The organism is Teredinibacter haidensis (genome assembly GCF_014211975.1).
GTDB classification, from domain to species: Bacteria; Pseudomonadota; Gammaproteobacteria; order Pseudomonadales; family Cellvibrionaceae; genus Teredinibacter; species Teredinibacter haidensis.
This window is the reverse complement of record NZ_CP060084.1, coordinates 4,649,420-4,671,280: the sequence shown is the minus strand read 5'-3', so window position 1 is coordinate 4,671,280 and position 21,861 is coordinate 4,649,420. Positions and strand designations below refer to the sequence as shown.

Here is a 21,861-nt window from a genome sequence, read left to right as displayed (position 1 = left end):
CAGGAGTTGTATCACCCGCAAGCCAAAGGACATGGCAGTGAGCGAAACGAACACCCCAAAGGCCGGGGATAGCGGCACCCTGCTTTTAGTTAGCTCGCAGCATCGTAGAAGAATTTATCCATCTTGGCCTCGACTAACTGCTCAGCCAAAACGGCTTCCTGCTCCTCCTCGCTGGCCCGCTCTTCTCGTGACTCGGGGTTAATACCCAGGCGCTTGAACAACAGCATATCCTTGTTCGCTTCCGGGTTGGGGGTTGTTAGCAATTTTTCGCCGTAGAAAATGGAGTTGGCACCAGCTAAAAACGCTAGGGCCTGCATCTGGTCATTCATCTCTTCACGACCAGCGGAAAGACGAACATGAGATACCGGCATCATAATACGCGCAACAGCGACGGTGCGCAGGAAATCGAAGGGGTCCAAATCTTCCTGATCGGCCAGCGGAGTGCCCTCCACTTTAACCAACATATTAATGGGCACAGAATCCGGATGGTCTTTCATATTAGCCAGCTGCATTAGCAGCCCGACACGGTCTTCCTCTTCTTCGCCCATGCCAACGATACCACCGCTACACACCTTCAAGCCCGCAGCGCGCACCTTATCCAAGGTATCGAGGCGATCCTGATAGGTACGGGTGGAAATAATGCACTTGTAATATTCTGGCGAGGTATCCAAATTATGGTTGTAGTAATCCAGCCCCGCATCTTTCAATTCAACCGCCTGATCCGACGACAACATACCCAGCGTCATACAGGTTTCCATTCCCATCTCTTTTACACCTTTAACCATCTTCGTCACGAAGGGCATATCTTTGGCCTTGGGCGAGCGCCAAGCGGCCCCCATACAAAAACGGGTGGCACCGCTCGCTTTGGCTGCCTTCGCTTCCTCCAGAACCTTTTCTACCGCCATGAGTTTTTCTTTCTCCAAGCCGGTGTCGTAACGCGCACTCTGAGGGCAGTAGGCACAATCTTCAGGACAGGCACCCGTTTTAATGGAGCAAAGGGTGCTCACCTGAACCTCATTGGGGTTAAAATGTTGGCGATGTACAAACTGGGCTTGAAACAATAAGTCATTAAACGAAAGATCAAACAGTTGCTGTACCTCGGCGCGGGTCCAGTTATGGCGAATGGCATCAGCGGCAATGTTCATGGAATTCCTCAAATCAGTTAGGTTTCTTGGAGCGGACAATAAAGACGACCACTATGAGTTGTCAACCAAAAAACCATTCTAAGGTTTACTACAAAGTGCTGCCAGCACATGGATCAAACTTTGACCTATAACAAAATCATCAACAAAGCGCTCGATCTGCTATTACCCAACCACTGCTATTTGTGCGATCAAACCTGTTCACAAACGCTGTGCGCCCAGTGCAGGGCGGATCTTCCGCTTAGCCAGAGCGATCACTGTCATATCTGCGCATTACCGCTTCCAAGCCAAGGTATTTGTGGCGAGTGCCAAAAACGAAAACCCAGCTTTGACAAGTGTGTCACTGCCTACGCATACAGCGGCCACATACCCACGTTGATTAATGATTTTAAGCACCGGGAACAGCATGCCGTTGGTCGTCAGTTAACAACGCAACTAGCCGTTCAGTTGAGTCAGATCCAAGACATCCCCGACGCCCTTCTGGCGGTTCCCCTCCACTGGAAAAACCAACTCAAGCGCGGCTTTAACCAGGCTGACGTTATCGCAAGGGAACTCGGTAAGCGACTGCAGATTCCGGTCAAATATTTGGTCACTAAACAACAAGCCAGCCACCATCAACAGCAGCTCACACGGCGACAACGCCTCGCGAATAATCTTCAGGCCTTTCGCTGTGAATCTCAGCTCGCCATTCGCCATATTGCGCTTATAGACGATGTCGTCACTACCGGAGCAACCGCCGAAATTATCAGCCGATTGTTGAAAAAAGAAGGGGTTACAAAAGTAACGCTTTGTGCGTTGGCACGAACACCTAAAATCCATTAACAATTAGCCAGCATCACATACATTAGGAATTGCGCTTCATTCCTATTCCGTCAATACTTGTCGCATACATTTAAACGATTAGGCCATGTAAATGGGTACCAAACAGGGACAATCGCAAGCGCGTAGAGGATTTCATCTCACAGATATTTGCGCCGCAATTCTGTTACTGACAGCCAGCATTGTTTTGTTTGGCTGGATTGCAGACTACCGGCCGCTAACGTCATTCTCTGCATCCATTTCTCTTCCCACCATGAAAGTTAACGCTGCCATCAGTTTTATTATGCTGGGTATCGGGCTGCTGGCATTGAGGCAACAATATCAACGACTCGTCATTTTTTGCTCCATAACAACACTGTTGATTGCCAGCTGCGCGCTAATTGAACTTATATTCGATGTTAACCTTGGCATTAACGATCTTTTTTTGGACGACAAATGGTCCAGTGAAGCTCCGGGAAGAATGGCCTTTGCAAGTGCCGTGGGGTTCACTCTTGCGGCAGGCCTCTTGCTTGGCCATCAACTGTTCTCCAACAAACACCCCCTGTTCTACAGTGTGCTGATGGTCATTTATTTGATTGCGCCCCTGCTCGCGGTTAATAACTATGCGGCCACCGCCAATGCGCTTAACAGTATTGGATTTTTCAGCACCTACAGCCTGCCCTCCACCATACTCTTCCTCGTCTTTATTACCGGCCTAGCGGGAGTAACCCATAATGGCTTCTGTAGTATTTTCCAGGAGCAGGACGGCACCTGCCGGCAATTTCGTCGCGCCCTGTTAACGATTGGCTTGGCAATTATCGTTTTCAGCTTGGGCTCTACATTGCTAGTGGGTTTCGAATGGAGTAGCACCCAGCTAATTTTGGTCGTTTTTAATACGACATTAATCCTCCTGATGCTTTACTTTGTTGCCATTTGCTACAGGGTGATGCATACACAGCAGAGGAAAAACCCTACTGGAAACCTCCATTCCGACGAAAAAGATAAAGCTCTGCTGGAAGTCTTAAGCGCTGCGGATGAAGGAATAGTACTTATTGACGAGCGACGTCACATTCTGCGAGCCAATGAGGGCGCGAGTAAAATTTTTGGCTGGCTACCGGAAGAGCTCATCGGCAACCCCGTAGAAATGCTAGTGCCTATACGCTACCGCAGCAGTGACATTGGGCAATTTCACAATTTCCTGGCCTCGGATGAACGCTGTAGAAACTTCGATAATCGTGGCAAAGCCATTGGACTCACCAACCGAGGCCATGAAAAGCCCGTCTCTATTGCCCTGCACAAATGTAAAAAAATTACCGCTTCAGGCGATGTGCTGGACCTTCACTCGACCCCAGAACACGAGCACGCCGATACGCTCCTCGACAATTCCGACGTCTTTGTTGTTGCCATTTTTCGCGAACTTTCCGGGCTGGAATCCGAGCTGGCGGAACTGAATCACCGCGTACAGATAGACCACCTTACCGGACTTCCCAACCAATACGAGCTTGAAAAATACTGTCGAACATTTGAAGAGCACGCATTGCGCAAGCAGGACGAACATATCTGCCTTATGATAATCGATATGGACAGCTTCAAACTGGTCAATAATCGCTATGATCGAGAGTTTGGCGACCGCGTACTGCAGACTATTACCGGCACACTCAAGCACCGCCTGAGAAAATCTGACACCTTGTTTCGCTATGGCGATGATACCTTTGTATTGGTATCGCTGAATACCGCACCAGACAAAGCCGAATTAATGGCCGAACGCATGCGTACGTCGGTCAAGGTAACGCCCACTAAACTGGATGAAAAAAATGTGTATATCACCTGCTCCATAGGTGTTTGCATCACCAACGATACAAAAGTCGACTTAATGGCAAGGGTAGAGCTACTTTACAAAGAATTGCATTCCAGCATCCAGGAGAATAAAGATTCTGTTACTATTTTCCCCTGGATTTCAGACTCACCCTAAACGGCGGCCACACCTCTTTTGAATCAGACACCTTTTGAAAACCTCAACCCCGACAGAGTTATCGATGCAATCGAAAGTCTGGGATACCTTTCCGACCTCAGGGTTTTTCCTCTAAACAGCTACGAAAACCGTGTATACCAATTCGGCGTAGAAGATGGAGACCCAATCATTGCCAAGTTTTATCGCCCCAACCGCTGGAGCGATGAGCAAATTTTGGAAGAGCACCAGTTTTCACTGACTCTGGCAGAGATGGAGATTCCTGTGGTTGCCCCAATGCAGGATAAAAATGGCGACAGCTTGTTTCACTTTGGCGAACACCGTTTTTCGCTCTATCCACGCCGTGGAGGTCACGCACCCGATCTTGGTGATCTGGAAACACTTTATCGGCTTGGCCAACAACTAGGCCGCCTGCACGCCGTAGGCAAGGTCAAGGCTTTCGAGCACAGACCAATACTTGACCTGCAAAGTTTTGGCATCAACAGCCGCGAATTTATACTCGAAAACAATTTCCTACCGGCGAGCCTAACCGAAGCATACAGCACCCTCAGCCAGCACCTTATCGAGAAAATGGAAACCATTCTCGCGGCCACCCCATACCAAAGTCAGCGCCTGCACGGCGACTGCCACCCCGGCAACATCCTACTACGCCCGGACTCCCTGTGGTTGGTCGATCTGGACGATGCCCGCACGGGTCCAGCTGTACAGGATATTTGGATGCTACTGTCCGGCGATTACAATCAGAAAAACCAGCAACTGGCCGAAGTTATCGAAGGCTACGAAGAATTCTGTGAATTTGATGTGCGCGAGCTGCCGCTGATCGAAACCCTGCGCACCTTGCGTTTAATGCACTATGCCGCCTGGCTCTCCCGCCGCTGGAACGACCCAGCATTCCCCCAAGCATTCCCCTGGTTTAACACCGAGAAATACTGGTCTGAACATATTCTGGAGTTACGTGAACAACTGTTTGCACTGGATGAGCCCAACCTAAAAGTTTCCGAGTAACAAGAGAGTTTAACGACACGCGAGAGGCTTTGTCAGCGCTGACCAGCACACCAATCAAGATCAAAAAAACGATGGGCAAAGCCACCTGCAGCCAATCCCCAACATAGTGGCGGCGTACACGGGTAGCTCGGCAAGCCCGCCGTTAGCCGTACCAGCGCCACCATCATCTAGGCCAACATTTTTTTGGGCACATTTGAGCGTACTAGACTTGGCTCTTGTGTTACTAATCGAGTAACCACGCTTTCAAATATTAAATTTCCGCACTACTTTTTTAAGTTCCTACCAACGGTTATTGTTTTAGCTCCTAAAGCATCGTGTTAACGATAAATAACCAAAGGCGTCCTCGCACTTAAATTATCGGTAAATAGCCGATTCACCCCATCGTAACTCTAGCGCCCGACGCTGATCTTTTTTTAACCCCCGAACAACCAACCCGTAGGATTTATCTATCATGCGCTCAATTTCACCATGGGGGATCGAGCCATCCAGCAGAACCGAATTCCAGTGGGTTTTATTCATGTGGTACCCCGGTAAAACCGCGTCAAATACGTCGCGAAGCATTAACGCCTCCTGAGGGTCACACTTCAGGTTTAGCCTTGAAACTCTCGCCACCCCCTTCCACTCACAATGGGAAACCAAACCAAACATTTTATCTCGAACCTTGAGTACCCTCGCCTCGGGCCCAAAAGGAAAATCCTCAACCGCTTCCGGCAGCGAAAGCATGTAGATTCTGGCCAATCCCTCATCCATAGTTAAAACCTCATAGTGCGATTAGATGCAAATAATCCGGGCTAGTGGTAAAGTTGCAGTCCCAGTTTGCGGCCGCTCTTGATTAATAGCATTTGCTTTCGTGGTATTTAAACATCCAGCGGCTAAATTTGTGGAATTAAGGCATAAGCGACGAAACAACGCCTTCTTCACGCTGTCGAGCCAGCCCCATGCAAGCCGTTCGACGCTAACCAACAACCTCTAAAACCTTCATATTTAAGATTCTACTATGAAAGAACTCTCAGACATTGGCCTGGTTGGCCTCGCCGTAATGGGCGAAAACCTTGTTCTCAATATGGCGAATAAGGGCTTCACCGTTACTGCATATAACCGTTCAACCGAAAAAGTGGACGCCTTTCTAGCCGGCCGCGCACAGGGCAAAAGCATTCGCGGCGCCCACTCTGTAGAAGAGCTGGTGCAATCACTGGAACGGCCACGTAAAGTGATGCTTATGGTCAAAGCTGGTGCTCCGGTCGATGCTTTTATCGAGCAACTGCTACCTCACCTGGAAGCAGGCGACATTATTATCGATGGCGGCAATACCCACTTTCCCGATACCAACCGCCGCGTAGACTACTGCGCTAGCAAGGGTATTCTCTTCGTAGGTGCTGGAGTATCCGGTGGCGAAGAGGGCGCCTTGACCGGCCCATCGATCATGCCCGGTGGCGCCAAAGCCGCATGGGAATCCGTTAAGCCTATCTTCCAAGGCATTTGCGCCAAAGTAGAAGACGGCAGCCCCTGCTGCGACTGGGTAGGTGATAACGGTGCCGGCCACTTTGTGAAAATGGTCCATAACGGTATTGAATATGGCGATATGCAGCTGATCTGCGAAGCCTACCAGGTAATGAAAGACTTACTCGGTATGAGCGCAGACGAAATGCACGAAGTCTTTGCCGAATGGAACGATGGGGAATTAGACAGCTACCTCACCGAAATTACCCGCGATATTCTCAAAGTTAAAGATGAAGATGGCAGCCCGTTGGTCGACAAAATTTTGGATACCGCAGGCCAAAAAGGTACCGGCAAGTGGACAGGCGTAGCCGCTCTGGATATGGGCGTACCGCTTACGCTGATCGGCGAAGCCGTGTTTGCCCGCTGCCTATCAGCCCAGAAGGAAGAACGCGTAGAAGCGGCCAAGCTTATTTCCGGCCCTACGCCCAAGTTTGAAGGCGACAAAAAAGCCTTTATTGAAGACCTTCGCAATGCGCTTTTCGCTTCCAAAATTGTGTCCTACGCACAGGGTTACGTGCTAATGCGAGAAGCCGCTAAAGAGTATGACTGGAAACTAAACAACGGCGGCATTGCACTGATGTGGCGCGGTGGATGTATTATTCGTTCAGCATTTCTCGGCAATATCAAAGAAGCGTTCGACAACAATCCTGACCTCGCCAACCTGTTGCTCGACCCTTACTTCCAGCAACGTGTAGAAGCAGCCCAGCAGGGCTGGCGCAACGTAGTGGCTGCGGCAACTATCAACGGTATTCCCGCACCCACTCTGACCTCTGCACTGTCTTACTTCGATGGCTATCGCACCGCCCGCCTGCCGGCAAATTTACTGCAGGCTCAGCGCGACTATTTCGGCGCCCACACATACGAACGTACCGACAAACCACGCGGTGAGTTTTTTCACACCAACTGGACCGGCCGAGGCGGCGATACCGCATCCTCTACATACAACGCCTAAATATTTCACCGTAAAAGCCCGCTGAAGCGGGTTTTTTTTACCTCCAAATTCACGTATACCTCAAGAATTAACCACACAGGGGATGCAGCTATTCCACTGCTACCAACTCAGCACCCGCCAGCTGCTCATGGTAAAGCTTAACCATTCTTGCCCTGCTCACTCTCGCCCGCAAATTCATCGAAAGCTGCCAAGGCGAAAAGGGTTTAACAATAAAATCGTCCCCTGCTAGGCGAATAGCCTCACACTGCTTACTTAAATCCTGCTCGACCGACATAAAAACCAATGGCGTGGCGGCGTGTTCCAGCGTCTGACGAATAACCTGCCCAAGCTCTATTCCGGTACAATAGGGCAAGTAAACATCCAGTAAAATAATTTCCGGTTTAAACTCTACGATCGCTTCCAGCGCATCCAAGGGATGATCAACTATCTGTATTGTAAAGCCATTGTTTCCACACTCTAGCGACAAAGCTTCAGCCAAAAGCACGTCGTCCTCAACTATTAACAATCTGTATGGTTGCTCTGGCAATTTGAAAATACATTCGTGCAGTGTGTATTTTAGCTGCTCTAGATTAGTAGGCTTTTGCAAATAGAAATCTGCGCCAGATCTAACCGCTCGTAATCTTGTAGGCAAATCCGTTCTCTGGGAAAGAAAGATTGTGGGAATTGGCGGAGCGTGCTCACTTTTCAACGCCAACACCCAATCCAAACCCGCATGCTCATTTTCGGGTAACACAACATCGACGATCAAGGCATCCGGGCGCTCCAATTTAACGGCCTTATTAATCTCACCCGTATTGTCGAACACCACTACATGATAATTACACTCCTGTAACTCGGTCGCGAGCAACCCGGCCAACTCATTGTCATCCTCCAACAGATAGATAAGCTTAATAGCGTGACCGGAATTCGGTTTCTGGAGTGTCGGCATATCCGGTATATCGCACTGCCGATTTGACGCACTTTTTATGGCCTCAAGAAAACATGCGAACTCAGCATTATCGGTTACTGGTAATTCCGGAACCGCCAACCTTCCTATTGCCGATAACAGCGACTTAGAGGCTTCTGATATATGAGAGAAACCAAAGGTTGTTCCGCTCCCCGAGAGTTTGTGAGCTATATGGGCAATTTCGCGCAACTCCGCAGACTTTACCGTATGGCGATTTAATGCGAATTCTTCCATTCGTTCATACGTTTGTGCAAGTCGATTAACGTAGTCATCTTGCAAACGCCTAAATTTGTCTTGGAATATCTGGTTGTTCATACCTTCACCAACTGCTATTTCATTAAACAAAGCTACTCATCCACAGAGCTTACCACAACACAATTTCGACCACTCTCTTTCGCTTTGTAGAGCGCCGTGTCCGTCACGCTCAATAACATTTCTGCAGATTGCGCCAAACCACTAACGCTTATGCCCGCGCTAAATGTCGCATTTAATTCGCCGTTATCCGTATTAAATACTAATTTTGAAAACGAAACACGTAACTCGTTTATTAATTTTTCAGCTTCAACTATATCCGTATACGGCAGTATAACCACGAACTCCTCACCACCGTATCGACCGGCGATATCGCTTTTACGCAAGCGCCGTGAAAATAATCGCCCTAATGATCTGATGACTCTATCACCAACCAAATGGCCATAGAGATCATTAACCGATTTAAAATGATCAATATCAATCATTGCTAGCGCAAGCGTTTTTCCCTGGCGCTGAGCACCAGCCAACTCTCTCCCTAAAGCAAGCTTTATATTGGTATGATTGAGCAAACCGGTAAGCCCATCTTTCTCAAGAAGAGCGTTTATTTCACGGAAACGCTTGGCCCGAATACTAACCGCCGTTTGCAAGTGGAACTCGCCTATCGGCTTATGTAAGAATTCATCACCGCCAGCGCGCAACGCCGCGAGCTGCTGGTTCAACGTTTTTTCTGCTGAGAGGTATACAATGGGCAAATTTGTGTAGCGAGATTGCTGACGAACGATGGCTGCGGCTTCTATACCGCTACAACCTGGCATAGAGATATCCATTAAAATCAAGTCAGGTGAAAACTCGGCAATCACATCAAGTAATTTTGATGGATCATTCAACTCACAGGTATCCATCCCGCCTACCTGCAGCACTGAGGAATAGTGGTTCGACAGATGTGTATCGTCATCAACAACAAGAATTCTATAACGGCTTTCGAATGAAGGCGTTAAGGTTTTTTCCAGGCAATCGGCCAGTTCATCCAGATCTACCGGATAATTAAAATAAGCCACGCCGCCAAGCCGGAAAGCTTCCAGCCTATCCTGCCAGGTATTGGCTCGGCCAATAAAAATAATGGGAAGGCTATCGCTGCCATTAGTGCCATTCTTCTCAACCAGACAAATCGACAAACATTTTTTGAAGTCAATTTCCTCCAGAATTAACACGTCTGGTTGCTTCTGCCGAATTCCGATATTCAAGTCTGCTATCGTGGAGAAGGTAACAAGCTGATAATGTAACTGATCCAGCAGCGGCGTCAAGAAGGCATCTAATTCATCCGTACTTTTAAGAGCATAAATAAAATGATGATCTGAACTTATTTTCGTTTTTTGTTCATACCGTTTGATAAGCCCACTGATATTGGGCGGCTGCAATGACAAACTCTGAAGCTCGTCTATATCCCCTTTTAATAACCGATGAAAATCAACTCCATGTGCATCTTCTAGTGGCGCAGACCTTAATCGCTGCTCTATATCGCGAGCTTTAGCACCGAGTTCGGTATAGCCTAACGTGGGTGCCGTTCCCGAAAAAGTATGGAGCATAGCCAAAATATCCGCATAACACTGAGGAGAGAATTCGCTCTCCTCCAACGCACATGAATAAAGTGAACGAAGCTTTTCTATTTTACCTGGAAGAGATTCTGTGTATCTCGCTACAGCCTCAGAGAATTTGTTTCCCGCTCCACTCATATAATTTTATGATCCTGCAGTAACTCGCGAATCTTATCGGCAAGCGTTAATGGATCGAATGGCTTTTCAATCACTCCAATCGCGCCGAGCGCGAAGTAGCCCTCGACTTCACTTGGTTGTACTTTCGCGGTCATAAATATAGCCGGTACTTTATCCAAATGAGCCATTTCACGTAACCGCATTAAAGTTGTTGGCCCATCCATACCCGGCATCATCACGTCCAAAAGCAACAGGTCTGGCTGGCAGTGCTCAGCCTTTCTTACCGCTTCGTTACCCGATTCACACACAATCAACTCGAAGCCCTCGTCTTCCAACGCCAACTCTGTAATTACTCGAATATCGATATCATCTTCTACGTATAAGACCTTAATGATCCGATCCACTTTACATATCCTCTTGGTTGGTAGAATTAAGCGTGCGTCGAATACTATTCGCGAGTTGCTCGTTCGTTGTAACAGATTTCATCAGCGTGGCCACCACTTTTGATTCCCATTTTTTTAAGGCGTCCTTACACAATGGTTGTGCAGAGAAAACCACTACAGGCGGGAGCACCTCAGAAAATTCATCTAACAACTCTTCTCCGCGGGCATCCGGCAAATCCAGATCCAAAATAATCAGGCTATACTTTTCCGTAGCGAGTAATTTTTTGGCTTCCGCAAGTGATCGAGCGGGAACAATTTCTCCGAGATTTTCCAGGACAGAGGTCGTAATATCAATAATGTCTGAATCATCTTCCACATGTAATATTTTGGGCCGTGACGTATTTACCAAAGCCTTATGCAGGGCCAAACGGAACACCTCAACATCCAACGGTTTTTGCAGGCAACCCAAAACGTTAAGGGCCTGATATTGGTGATCATTATCTTCTTCAACAGCAAACGCAGAGACAACAATAACCGGAAGATCTATAGTTTTATCATCGGCCCTCAATTCTTTTAGCCACTCCAATCCACCTTTATCTGGCAGCACCAAATCTAACAACATAAGATTACAGGAACCAGACGCCAAGTGTTGTTCCGCTTCACTTACCGTATGGGCAACGCGACAGGCACGGCCCTCACTGTTCACAACTCCGGCCAAAAAATCTGCAAACCCTACATCATCCTCACAAATCAATACAAAATCATTCGATTCAGGAACAACATCCTTTTGTTCTTGTACAACAGGTAAAAACACCCTGAATGTCGTACCCTCGCCTTCTACTGATTCAAATTCAATTTCGCCATGAAGCTGTTCAACAATCGCCTTGGTAATACTCAAGCCCAATCCGGTACCGCCCTTTTCCCGTGTGTCGGAACTATCTACTTGCGCAAAGCGCTCAAAAATACGAGACTGGAATTTTTTTGGGATACCAGAACCTTTATCCGTAACGGAAATCTCGATTTTGCTCCCGAAAGTCTTTATATGAACAGAAACGGTTTCTTCTTCCGGTGAAAATTTAATGGCATTGGACAGCAAGTTCGCCATAACCTGAAGCACCCTATTAAAATCACCTTCAACCAGTACGCTATCGCCAGCATAATCCAAATTAAGGTTAACACCGTGACGCGAGGCAAACCCCTCGTTATCTTCCAAGCTTTGCTTAACAAGATGTACTGCGTCAAAAACCTCTAATTTAAACTCCAACTTGCCGGATTCCAACTTTTCCATATCCAAGAGGTCATTGATTAGAATGGTAAGACGCTCGCTATTCCGGTGCGCAACCTCCAATAATTTTTGGTACTTACCGGGCAGCTGAACACCACTTTTACCCAACACTAAGCCCAGCGCACCGCGAATAGAGGTTAAAGGGGTACGTAACTCATGGCTAACGGTGGATACAAACTCACCTTTCAATTTTTCATTTTGTTTTCGCTCGGTAATATCCCGTACGATACCGGCGAATAGCCTTCTGTTTCCAACATACATCTGACTAACCGCCAACTCCATCGGAAAAATATCACCATTTTTTCGTAAGCCTTTCACTTCGCGGCCAATACCAATGATTTTCGCCACACTACTTTCAATAAAATTATGTAGGTAGCCGTCATGCTCGCCATGATAGGGCTCTGGCATAAGCATCTTGACATTATGGCCAATCACTTCACTCGCTTGGTAGCCAAAAATTCGCTCAGCAGCCGGATTGAAGGTTTCCACCCCACCGGAACTATCAATAGTAATAATCCCATCAAGCACGGTATCGACAATGGCTCTAACTTGATTTTCACGTTCCTTTTTTTCAATTTCATATTTTTCAGCATAAGCCTTCCGCAATTCAAACGAGGCTCTATCAAAGGCTTCCGCCAATATATCCAGTTCATCATTTGTATTCAGCGGCGCTACGGGGTAAACCCCATCATTCACTCGCTGGGTGAGCAAGACTATTGGCGCAGCCATGCGCCTCCCTATGCGCCGAGTCAAGACCACCATACCCAACATCATAAAAACGCCCAATACAGTAAACCGGGTAAACCAGGGCACAATTTGCCGGCTAACATAATGGGGATTTGCCGCCAATGTTAATGTTGGCTGAAACTCAAACAAGAGGCTTTCTTCAGAAAGAGCAACTGAATGGGATGTCCCGTCGAAACCCTCTGGAATTAATGAATGTGTCCACCCATTAGATAGACTAATGGCATAACGGTATTCGTAACCTTCCATCACCTTATCTATCAACGCTTTAAAATCAACGCGAACAGCTATTCCTCCCTGAGCCGTATCGTAGTAATTAATGGGCGATATAAGGTAAAGGCTACCGTTATCAAATTTAATCCCTTGCTTTCCGAGCGCAACCACGGAACTCACCAAATCGCGCGAAAACCACTCCGGCGGTTTTTCCGTTGTCGTTTGCAACATCTCCCCGGCATAATCAAATAGAACGGCCTGATCAATATCCGAATTAAACGTTAAATCGTTCAAGGTGAATTTGAAGTACGAACCTCCTGCAGCCATATCAACAAGACTGTTGATCGTTAGCGCACTGGAACTTGCCCGGGTAAGCGCAGTTACAGAGGCATTTAATCTTAAATCAATAATGTTTAGTATGTTCTTAGCAGAAGTATCCAGTACTTGCTTCTGCATATTCATTACACGCAAAGTCTCCAGCACTAATGTGGCACTCAAGACAACCAAAAAGAACAACAGCAGTATTCCCAAAATAATCTTGGAAAAACGGGCTGACAGCTGGGTACTAACCTGAATTTTCATTTTGTACCCCGAAACAAGCTATTCATTTAACACTTGAGGGTAAAGAGCGCCATTTTGGTATCGCGCAAATATGAAATTCGATGCATCTAAGGCATCATGATCTGTAGCACTAAATGGGTATTGGTAGCTCTTAATAACTCCTCGATACATGGGTATGTTCTCCATCGCATCTCTTACGCTTTCTCTATTGGTTGTACCAGCCTGCTTTAACGCTACCGCCAGCAGATGCGTTAAATCGTATGCATGAGCAGTCCCCACCGGCGACACAATATCCTCTTCCGTCAAGGTCAAATACTTCTGGTGATATCGAGATGCCAGCCTGCGCGCCGTCTTTGACCGGTTGCCAATAAAGCTATACGTTTGCAGTACCTTAAAATCAACGCTATTGAGTTCGTCCGGAACCAACTGATAAAAATTTGATCCCGTCACCCCCCAGTGAGATACAACGGCAGGAGCATCGCTCAGTTCTGCAAGAGCTTTAATAAACGCGGCGCCCTCCACCGGGTTTCCGACATAGATAACACTCTCCGTTTTAGACTCGCTAAAGCTTGCAACAACCTCTTTAAATGTTTTTGTTCCCCATTCGAACCATTGAATATCGGTTGGCCGCAGATTCTTTTCTTCCAGGTAAGCGGTTATTGCCTTGTGGTTGCTTCGCCCCCAGGGATTATTCACTAACAGCAGACCGATCCGATCAGTGCTGCGCAACGCCTCATCCACAAGAAAACCAGCCGCATATTCATCACGCACAGAAACACGAAAAATGTAGCTGGTTTTATATCCGTTATTGATTATCGGCGTAGCGGCCGCCCAGGGGTTGAGAAATAGCAGTTGGTGCTGGTGAATATACTCTAGCTCCCCCAGTACAACCGGGCTACTGATCCCCCCAAATACGGCAAGTAAATTAGGGATACTATTAAATTTTTTGAGGTTATCGAGCCCCCTGGCAGGAATCATTGAATTATCTCTGGCCGTAAGTACAAATTGCTTACCCAGAACGCCGCCAGCGGCGTTTATTTCGTCAATTGCCAGCTCTATCCCACGACGGATAGCCAAACCAGACTGAGCGGAATTCCCCTGCAAATCGGCATCAAGCGCAATAACCAGTTGGTTGTCGCTAAATTTTCGCTCATCCTCCAATATTTGTAATAGCTGCTCAACACGGCTTGTACCAAAAGTTGGCCGGTACTTTTCCAGCAAGCGCCGCGACTGCAACTTCATAAAAGCTTTTAGCTCTGGCGATAGGTTTATAACGTCTATTGACGATTTCTGTATTTCCTCAAAATACAACTCGTTTTGCTCCTTAGCCATCTTCCGTTGAGACAAGGTCGCTTCCTGTGCGGCTTCTGTTATCGCTTTTATTTCACTACCGCTCAAGTGATTATAAGTGTTTTGAGATATCGCCAACACCTGCGCCAGGTAACCATGATTACTCATGGCAATATACTTCTGCTCTTGGTGAAATCTCATTCCAACAATGGATGCAAGCGGGTTTTCCTGGCCGTCTACGGCACCCTCTTCCAGCGCGGCAAACGTGCTGGCGAAATCTATCACCCGGGATTGAGCACCCCACAATTTAAACTGGCCCCCTAGCAGCGGGCTCTCCATAATGCGGAATTTCTGTCCACGTAGCTCAGCTATTGTCGTAAACCGCTTATTTGACGTGAGCTGTTTGAAACCACTTTCCCAAAATGACAACCCGACCAATTGCTGCGTGTTCATAGAGGAAAGTAGATCGCGACCAAAACTACCATCGAGCGCCCGATACACCTGTTCGCGGCTATTAAAGACATAGGGAAGGTCGAACATTTGGAACGCAGGAAGAATATGGGAAATTTTCGCCGTTGGCGGCAAAATAAAATCCAGAGAGCCATTCTGCGCCAGCTCAATCATTTTCCGGTCATTACCCAGCTGCTGATTGGGATACACTGAAATCGTTACCGCTCCCTTAGTCTTCTCGGCAACCATTTCCGCGAACATCAATGCGGCCAAGTGCTGCGCACTGTCTTCGTGCATATCATGACCGAAGCGCAGAGCCTTCACGTCTACAACTGCAGCTTTCGGCGTCACAGGCTCATTGTCCCTCTCACACGAAAGCACACCCAAAAACAGCACCAAAAAACCGAGCCGAAACAGCATTTTTCTGTGTTTTTTAATGTCGAAATCAACTACCAGCATGGATCAATCGTCCTTCAAACCGTTTCCCTTTAAGCAGATCGAATCGCGTCAGCTTTCGCGTACGAAGACACCGTCGGCACCCGCACCTCGCTTCAGAGCCAAAATACTGTCAGCTTTAAAATTAGCGTGAGCGATAGAGGCCTATAACCTTAGAATTAGCATGGCCTGCGAACGCATTCTCTTGTTACAACCATAGCCCAATCCAGCATTTTTTTATTGTTTTGCACGATAGAGCGCGAACCGAAAAGCGAATTTGGATATACCCTAAACCAAAAAAGCCCCCGTCGTCGCAGCTATCATAAATAACCACGACGACGGGGGCTTTTTTGCGATTTGCCTTAAAGAGGCCCGGGTATATATAGCCAGCCATACCCCAGCCAAATAAACAAACTACACAACACCAGCGTAATCAGCATCGCTGGCGTGCCTTTCTTCAGCCACATTCCAGGTGTAATCGCCAATTCAGGATTACCCGTTTCCCTCGCCAAGCGTTCGGAGATTGTCACAATATACACATTAGCAGTGGAACCTATATGGGAGCCGTTCCCCCCCATACCCACACCCATTGCCAGTGACCACCACATAACGCTGACATTCACGCCTTCGTTCTGCAGTCCCACTAGCACTGGGATCATAGCGGCGGTAAAGGGAATATTATCAATAAGGGCCGATAATATAGCGGCAACCCACAGCAAAATTAGCGCAGCCGCAACCGGGTGATCAATGATCAACGGCCGGAAATATTCACCCGCGAGACTCAATAGACCTGAATGCTCGACACCACCAATCACGATAAACAGCGAAATAAAGAAAATAAGTAGGGGCGTTTCCAGATAGTTGGTCGCACTTTCCAGCTCCACGCGGTGGGCCAGAAAAACCAATAACGTTAACGCTGCTGCCGCTACCATCCAGGGCTCCCAGCCAATATGGTGGTGGATAACAAACAGCACCACCATCATTGCCAGCACAAAAAGCGATTTGTACCAGAGTGATTTGTTCTTATATTCAGTGACTTTCTCATATTCATGCTCAACCCTGGCTCCCAGATCTTTTGCGAATAGGAACTTCAGTGCCAGCAGAATACCTACCCAGGCCAGCAATACCGGTGGGCCCATATGTATAAAGAAGGTATTAAAGTCGATACCGGCGGCTGAACCGATCATCAGGTTGGGAGGGTCACCAACCAGAGTCGCGACCCCGCCGGTATCCGACAGAAGGGCTGCCGCGATCAGGTAGGGAATGGGCGATACGCCCATACTGCGGCAAATTAAGATAATCAACGGCCCAAAGATAATAACCGTCGTCACGTTATCCAGTAGCAGCGAGATTACGGTGACAGCGGTCCCCAACGTAATCATCAGCTTGTACTGTGAGCCATCGCTGACTTTGGCCAGATATTGGGCGAGATGCGCAAAGCCCCCGGTACTGATCATAATGGCCACAATCACCATCATAATCCCCAATAGGAAAACCACATTCCAATCGATGGCATCTAGCGCCAACTCTGGAGAATAAAAACCATATATTTGACCGGCAATAATAATAGCGCCAGCACCAGCCATCGCGAACTTTGCCCGCTCAATACCATGTAAATGTTCAGTGAAAATGCCAAGAAAAGTCAGGCTAAGAATCAGTCCAGACACTATCATGGGCGTTGTAAGCTCTACCATGAAAACCACCTCGTCAAACGAATAAAATCGGCTATAGCCAGGCCCACAGGGACTAGCGATCAGCTTTGTTGCGCATCCTGCGGGGGAGTGCCATATCCGATATTCAATGGCAATGAGTTGTGAAATGAGCGTTAAAGAGCCACTCTCTTATATTTATAAATTCACGGTTGGCTGAAAGGTTTTGGCTACGAACAACATCTAAAAGCTCGACCAAGAGAAAGGCGGGGTATTGTACGGGGATACCTAAAATAACTAATTGCTATCAATCAAACGATGCGCGCTAACAAAAGTAAATATAATCCAGCTCCCCGACTCGGCTCGATCTAAAGGAATGGAAGTAACGTTTGCTAGCTGAACTAAACCCAGGGCCTACCGAGTCGACGTGATTTCTAATATTTTTTTCGCTTCGATCAAAAGATAAGCAACTCCGACTTAAACAGCTACACTAAAAAGACTATATTAGTGTCATCCCGCTGCGGCGGAGAATTCATTTTTTCTGATCGATATCTGTATGTTTCGAGCATTTCTGATTTGTCTGGTTTTTCTGGGTTGTATGCTGTTACAAGCCGAGCCTCTGGACCTTATTGAAGAAACATCCCCGTTTGCCGAAGCTCTCGACATCCAAAGCGATTCCAACGAATCGAGCGATAAAAACGCAGAAGACTCCCCCTTTCACGTCGCTTACGCTGTAGCCTCTCAACATCGCATTTATAAGCAGGCATCAACCAGCGGTATTCAACGACGCGTTGCATCTGAAGTAAGCCTCACGGCTGACCAAATCCGCGCTCCCCCCTCCCCCCTCTGCTAAAAACTGCTACTGCCCAGAAGCCATCGCCACACACTTAAACATTGTGTTTGCGCCATTCCATTTGGGCTATTCCAAACGCAAAACTAGCGGAGTTGAGCCCATGGCTGAAGCTGTATTGGCCGCAAGATCACCCTTACCAACATACACCTATGAGGCCGCGGAGCGTCGCTCCTCACGACTATCTGCCGTTTTGTCTCTGCTGGCCTACCCACTACTGCTGATTGGCCTGGTGCAAGCGATCTTTGCCGTGCTTTCCTATTTAATTTTTCTCGATAACGTCTATCTTGAATTTGCTCTACCCGGATTCGCCGCTCTGGCAACGGCGACCATTGTGCTGCAAGTACTGTTTCCTAAAAGAAATCACGCCAGCCTTCACTACCGCGATGCCATGCTGTTTGTATCCCTCACCTGGATCACCTGCAGTCTTATTGCCGCCATTCCATTTTACCTACTGGAAGCCATCAGTTATGCCGATGCCGTTTTTGAAGCGACGTCCGCGCTCACAACAACCGGAGCAACAGTGCTTTCCGGTCTCGATGACAAAGCCCCCTCGCTGCTGATGTACCGACAGCTCCTGCAGTGGCTGGGCGGATTGGGAGTGGTCATCTTTGTAGTGGCCATTTTGCCCATGCTCAATATTGGCGGGCTAAAAGTCTATAAGGCCGAAACGCCCGGCCCTATGAAAAGCAACAAGCTGGCCCCCAGAATCAGACAAACCGCGCGCATTCTCTGGTACGTCTACGGCCTGCTCACCCTGCTTTGCTGCCTGGGGTACTGGCTGGCCGGGATGAGCGTGTTCGATGCCATCGCCCACAGTCTCAGCACCGTATCCACCGGAGGATTTTCCACGCACGACGCCAGCCTGGGATACTTCAACAGCTTGGCCGTAGAATTAAACGCCGACCTCTTTATGCTGCTCGGCGCAATCAATTTCAGCCTGCACTTTCGGCTCTTCAACCATGGCAAAATAAGCAGCTATTTTCGCGACGAGGAAACGCGCGCGTTTATATTCCTGATTCTCGCCTTTACCCTGCTCTTGACGTTTCTCAATATTCGATCGGAATCCACAGGAATGATGGAGGGAGGAAAAGCCGTTCTCAGCGCCTTTTTCCATATCATTTCCTTTATGACCAGCACAGGCTTTGGTGCAGACGACTACACAAGCTGGTCACCTGCAGCCATTTTATTGCTGATTATTGTCGGCTACCTGGGCGGCTGTACCGGCAGCACGGCGGGTGGCAACAAAACCGTACGCAATATTATTGGCTTCAAAGTGCTGAACATTCAGATGAAACGGCTCATACACCCCAATGGCAGTTTCGCCATCAAGTACAATTGTGCCATTGTTGACCCCAGCGTGCGTGATGCCACCATGGCATTCCTACTGTTATCAACGCTGGCCACACTCATTCTAACGCTCACACTCATGACCACAGGTCTGGACTTTCTCTCTGCATTCTCTGCAGTGTCCTCCTGCCTGAATGTGCTAGGCCCCGCCTTCGGCACACTTGGCAGCAACTTCGCGCCGGTCAGCGATACTGGCGTTTGCGTACTATCCTTCGCCATGCTGCTGGGACGACTGGAATTTTTTACACTGCTAGTATTGTTTAGCCCTCGATTCTGGTCCAGCTAGGTCAATATCACCGGCTCGCTATTATCGAGAAACTTGCCCTATCGCAGGCTACTCGATAATAGCGCTTAGCGCGCAGACACTGTCTTAGCGTGTTCAGCACTCTCGTTACCTAGACCTTGCTATAGTTATAGGCAAGCAGTGAAGGTTGTCCCCACACTCAAGCTCACAGTAAGATGGGGCATCTGAAGCCCATAATTCTAATAATTAGAAAACTCCTGCTGAAAGCAGGGGGAGAAAAGCTGACGTTATGTACGCCTCTCGTTTACTGATTGTTGATGACACCTCAGCAAATATCGATATATTGCGAGCCACGCTCAATGGTCTGGACTGCCAAATATCCGTAGCCACCGACGGAGAAAGGGCGTTAAAAATTATTGAACGAAGCCCTCCTGAACTTATCCTGCTAGATGTAATGATGCCTGGCATCGACGGATTTGAAGTCTGCAGACGCCTGAAAGGCGATGCTAGGTACAAAGATATTCCCGTTATATTTGTGACCGCACGAACCGACGATATCAGTACTGGCTTCGACTCCGGCGGTGACGACTACATCACCAAACCCTTTAATGCCAGTGAAGTCATTTCCCGCGTGCAACACCATCTGGATAAGCAAAAGCTTATTCGAAAGCTAAAAGATCTCAATAGCACTCTCGAAGAAAAAGTACGCGATCGCACCGCCGCGCTGGCCATTACCAACCGCCAGCTAAGAGAAGAAATTAAAGAGCGCCGCTATATGCAGGATCGCATGCAGTATTTGGCCTCGCACGACTTTATCACCCAACTCTACAACCGCACCGCGCTGGATGAACATGTGACATCCTGCATCGCAGAAGTACAACTCGACCATATTAACTGCCAGTTTTTAATGGTCGATATAGACCAGTTTCGCCTGATCAATGAAAGTTGCGGCTGTATTGCCGGTGATGAACTGCTCCGACAGTTTGCTGAAATTGTCGCCGGCCAGTGCACCAGCGATATGTTCGTATCCCGAATTGGTGGCGATAACTTTGCGATTGTCTGTCGCGGCGCGTCGGCAGACGAAGGAATGGCGATTGCCCATAGAATATCCAAAAGCACCACCGAATTTCAATTTGAGTGGGAAAAACGCTCCTTCGAACTCAACACCACCATTGCCGTCGTTACAATTAACGACAATATCACCAGCTTTGATCAACTGATGCTAATGACAGACGAAGTCTGTTATCTGGCAAAGAAAGATGGTCGCAACAAAGTCCTTCACTATAGTGACAAGCTCGATAGCGCGCCCAATGCCAGACACAAAACCATCAACTGGGGCCTGAAACTGGTCGATGCATTGAAGCACGATCAATTTTCCGTTTGGTTTCAACACATCCACAGGCTCGCGCCACAGCCAGGTGAGGACCAGCACAAAATTGAAGTACTGGCCCGCCTAATCGATAGCACCGATGGCAGCATTATTGGCCCAGACCAATTTATTCCCGCAGCCGAGCGATTGAACCTAATACCCCATGTCGATAACTGGATGGTACACAATACACTGAGGTTTATGCGCGAGAACCCCAACCTGCTGGAAAACATCAGCAGCGTTGGCATCAACCTCTCGGCAGTGTCCATTCGCGACAAACGTTTTGCCGAGAATATTATTCACGCCATCGAATCCCACAATATTCCGGCCGAAAAAATATGTTTCGAAATCACCGAAACGGAAGCCATTGTCAATATTGAAGGGGCCCAGCAGTTTTTAACAACGCTAAGCCGCTTCGGCTGTAAGCTCGCACTGGATGATTTCGGCAGTGGATTTTCCTCTTTTAACTATTTGCGCGAACTACCGTTCGACATAGTCAAAATCGATGGTGTCTTCGTGAAAGATATGGACAAAAACGCGTCCTACCAAGCCCTAGTAAAATCTATTACTGAAGTCGCTCACGAACTAAACAAAGAGGTGATTGCCGAGTTTGTTGAAAATGAATCCATCGCACAATCATTGATAAAACTCGGCGTAACCTGGGCCCAGGGTTACCACTATCACCGGCCAATTGAACTCACATACAACAACCTGAAAGAAGTCACAGGCCGAGCTAAAAAATTGAACGTTAAAACATGAATT

Annotated in this window: 15 protein-coding genes; 7 read left to right on the top strand and 8 right to left on the bottom strand. The window is 47.9% G+C overall.

The annotated features are described in order from the left end of the window. Positions 1-89: 89 nt before the first annotated feature. Complete coding sequence (bioB, locus tag H5715_RS19005; protein ID WP_075185047.1) at positions 90-1,145, bottom strand: biotin synthase BioB; 1,056 nt, start codon at positions 1,143-1,145, stop codon at positions 90-92. A 108-nt stretch (positions 1,146-1,253) separates the two neighbouring features. On the opposite strand from bioB, the gene H5715_RS19000 reads away from it, so the two are divergent. From H5715_RS19000 to H5715_RS18990, 3 genes are all read left to right on the top strand, one after another. Further along, a complete protein-coding gene (locus H5715_RS19000; RefSeq protein WP_083607962.1) occupies positions 1,254-1,964 on the top strand; it encodes a ComF family protein in 711 nt (236 codons plus the stop codon). A 91-nt stretch (positions 1,965-2,055) separates the two neighbouring features. Continuing rightward, positions 2,056-3,912 carry a sensor domain-containing diguanylate cyclase gene (locus H5715_RS18995; protein ID WP_075185048.1) on the top strand — a complete coding sequence of 619 codons (1,857 nt, stop codon included), beginning with the start codon at positions 2,056-2,058 and terminating at the stop codon, positions 3,910-3,912. 18 nt (positions 3,913-3,930) lie between these two features. Beyond that, a complete protein-coding gene (locus H5715_RS18990) occupies positions 3,931-4,914 on the top strand; it encodes a serine/threonine protein kinase (RefSeq protein ID WP_075185049.1) in 984 nt (327 codons plus the stop codon). Between the two features lie 354 nt (positions 4,915-5,268). Here the strand turns inward: H5715_RS18990 and H5715_RS18985 are convergent, their stop codons facing one another. Next, the gene (locus tag H5715_RS18985; protein WP_075185050.1) at positions 5,269-5,664 is read right to left on the bottom strand and encodes an MmcQ/YjbR family DNA-binding protein; all 396 of its coding nucleotides are present in this window, start codon (positions 5,662-5,664) and stop codon (positions 5,269-5,271) included. A 247-nt stretch (positions 5,665-5,911) separates the two neighbouring features. Between H5715_RS18985 and gnd the strand changes: the two genes are divergently transcribed. Continuing rightward, positions 5,912-7,366 carry a decarboxylating NADP(+)-dependent phosphogluconate dehydrogenase gene (gnd, locus tag H5715_RS18980; RefSeq protein WP_075185051.1) on the top strand — a complete coding sequence of 485 codons (1,455 nt, stop codon included), beginning with the start codon at positions 5,912-5,914 and terminating at the stop codon, positions 7,364-7,366. Between the two features lie 88 nt (positions 7,367-7,454). On the opposite strand, the gene H5715_RS18975 is transcribed toward gnd, so the two are convergent. The 6 genes from H5715_RS18975 to H5715_RS18950 all read right to left on the bottom strand — a co-directional run bounded on the left by H5715_RS18975 (position 7,455) and on the right by H5715_RS18950 (position 17,331). Continuing rightward, positions 7,455-8,657, bottom strand: coding sequence for a response regulator (locus H5715_RS18975; RefSeq protein ID WP_075185052.1), 1,203 nt, complete (start codon positions 8,655-8,657; stop codon positions 7,455-7,457). A 2-nt stretch (positions 8,658-8,659) separates the two neighbouring features. Next, on the bottom strand, positions 8,660-10,150 hold the full coding sequence (locus H5715_RS18970; protein WP_175574246.1) for a diguanylate cyclase: 1,491 nt from the start codon (positions 10,148-10,150) through the stop codon (positions 8,660-8,662). Positions 10,151-10,293: 143 nt separating this feature from the next. After that, complete coding sequence (locus tag H5715_RS18965; protein WP_075185054.1) at positions 10,294-10,680, bottom strand: response regulator; 387 nt, start codon at positions 10,678-10,680, stop codon at positions 10,294-10,296. 1 nt (position 10,681) lies between these two features. Continuing rightward, a complete protein-coding gene (locus H5715_RS18960; protein WP_075185055.1) occupies positions 10,682-13,483 on the bottom strand; it encodes a PAS domain S-box protein in 2,802 nt (933 codons plus the stop codon). An 18-nt stretch (positions 13,484-13,501) separates the two neighbouring features. Then, a complete protein-coding gene (locus H5715_RS18955) occupies positions 13,502-15,661 on the bottom strand; it encodes a DctP family TRAP transporter solute-binding subunit (RefSeq protein WP_083607963.1) in 2,160 nt (719 codons plus the stop codon). 338 nt (positions 15,662-15,999) lie between these two features. After that, the gene (locus tag H5715_RS18950; protein ID WP_075185056.1) at positions 16,000-17,331 is read right to left on the bottom strand and encodes an ArsB/NhaD family transporter; all 1,332 of its coding nucleotides are present in this window, start codon (positions 17,329-17,331) and stop codon (positions 16,000-16,002) included. Positions 17,332-17,842: 511 nt separating this feature from the next. On the opposite strand from H5715_RS18950, the gene H5715_RS18945 reads away from it, so the two are divergent. From H5715_RS18945 to H5715_RS18935, 3 genes are all read left to right on the top strand, one after another. Next, positions 17,843-18,139 (top strand): hypothetical protein, encoded by a 297-nt coding sequence (locus H5715_RS18945; RefSeq protein ID WP_075185057.1) that lies wholly within the window; start codon positions 17,843-17,845, stop codon positions 18,137-18,139. Positions 18,140-18,239: 100 nt separating this feature from the next. Further along, positions 18,240-19,772, top strand: coding sequence for a TrkH family potassium uptake protein (locus tag H5715_RS18940; protein WP_083607964.1), 1,533 nt, complete (start codon positions 18,240-18,242; stop codon positions 19,770-19,772). Between the two features lie 247 nt (positions 19,773-20,019). Further along, on the top strand, positions 20,020-21,858 hold the full coding sequence (locus tag H5715_RS18935; protein ID WP_075185058.1) for a GGDEF/EAL domain-containing response regulator: 1,839 nt from the start codon (positions 20,020-20,022) through the stop codon (positions 21,856-21,858). Positions 21,859-21,861 lie beyond the last annotated feature (3 nt).

Excerpts from the sequence above, each read along its gene's own strand:
- H5715_RS18995 (WP_075185048.1), top strand. The coding sequence starts at position 2,056 with ATGGGTACCAAACAGGGACAATCGCAAGCGCGTAGAGGATTTCATCTC.
- H5715_RS18940 (WP_083607964.1), top strand. The coding sequence starts at position 18,240 with ATGGCTGAAGCTGTATTGGCCGCAAGATCACCCTTACCAACATACACC.
- gnd (WP_075185051.1), top strand. The coding sequence starts at position 5,912 with ATGAAAGAACTCTCAGACATTGGCCTGGTTGGCCTCGCCGTAATGGGC.
- H5715_RS18950 (WP_075185056.1), bottom strand. The coding sequence starts at position 17,331 with ATGGTAGAGCTTACAACGCCCATGATAGTGTCTGGACTGATTCTTAGC.
- H5715_RS18985 (WP_075185050.1), bottom strand. The coding sequence starts at position 5,664 with ATGGATGAGGGATTGGCCAGAATCTACATGCTTTCGCTGCCGGAAGCG.
- H5715_RS18955 (WP_083607963.1), bottom strand. The coding sequence starts at position 15,661 with ATGCTGGTAGTTGATTTCGACATTAAAAAACACAGAAAAATGCTGTTT.
- H5715_RS18960 (WP_075185055.1), bottom strand. The coding sequence starts at position 13,483 with ATGAAAATTCAGGTTAGTACCCAGCTGTCAGCCCGTTTTTCCAAGATT.
- H5715_RS18970 (WP_175574246.1), bottom strand. The coding sequence starts at position 10,150 with ATGCTCCATACTTTTTCGGGAACGGCACCCACGTTAGGCTATACCGAA.
- H5715_RS19000 (WP_083607962.1), top strand. The coding sequence starts at position 1,254 with ATGGATCAAACTTTGACCTATAACAAAATCATCAACAAAGCGCTCGAT.
- H5715_RS18945 (WP_075185057.1), top strand. The coding sequence starts at position 17,843 with ATGTTTCGAGCATTTCTGATTTGTCTGGTTTTTCTGGGTTGTATGCTG.
- H5715_RS18935 (WP_075185058.1), top strand. The coding sequence starts at position 20,020 with ATGTACGCCTCTCGTTTACTGATTGTTGATGACACCTCAGCAAATATC.
- bioB (WP_075185047.1), bottom strand. The coding sequence starts at position 1,145 with ATGAACATTGCCGCTGATGCCATTCGCCATAACTGGACCCGCGCCGAG.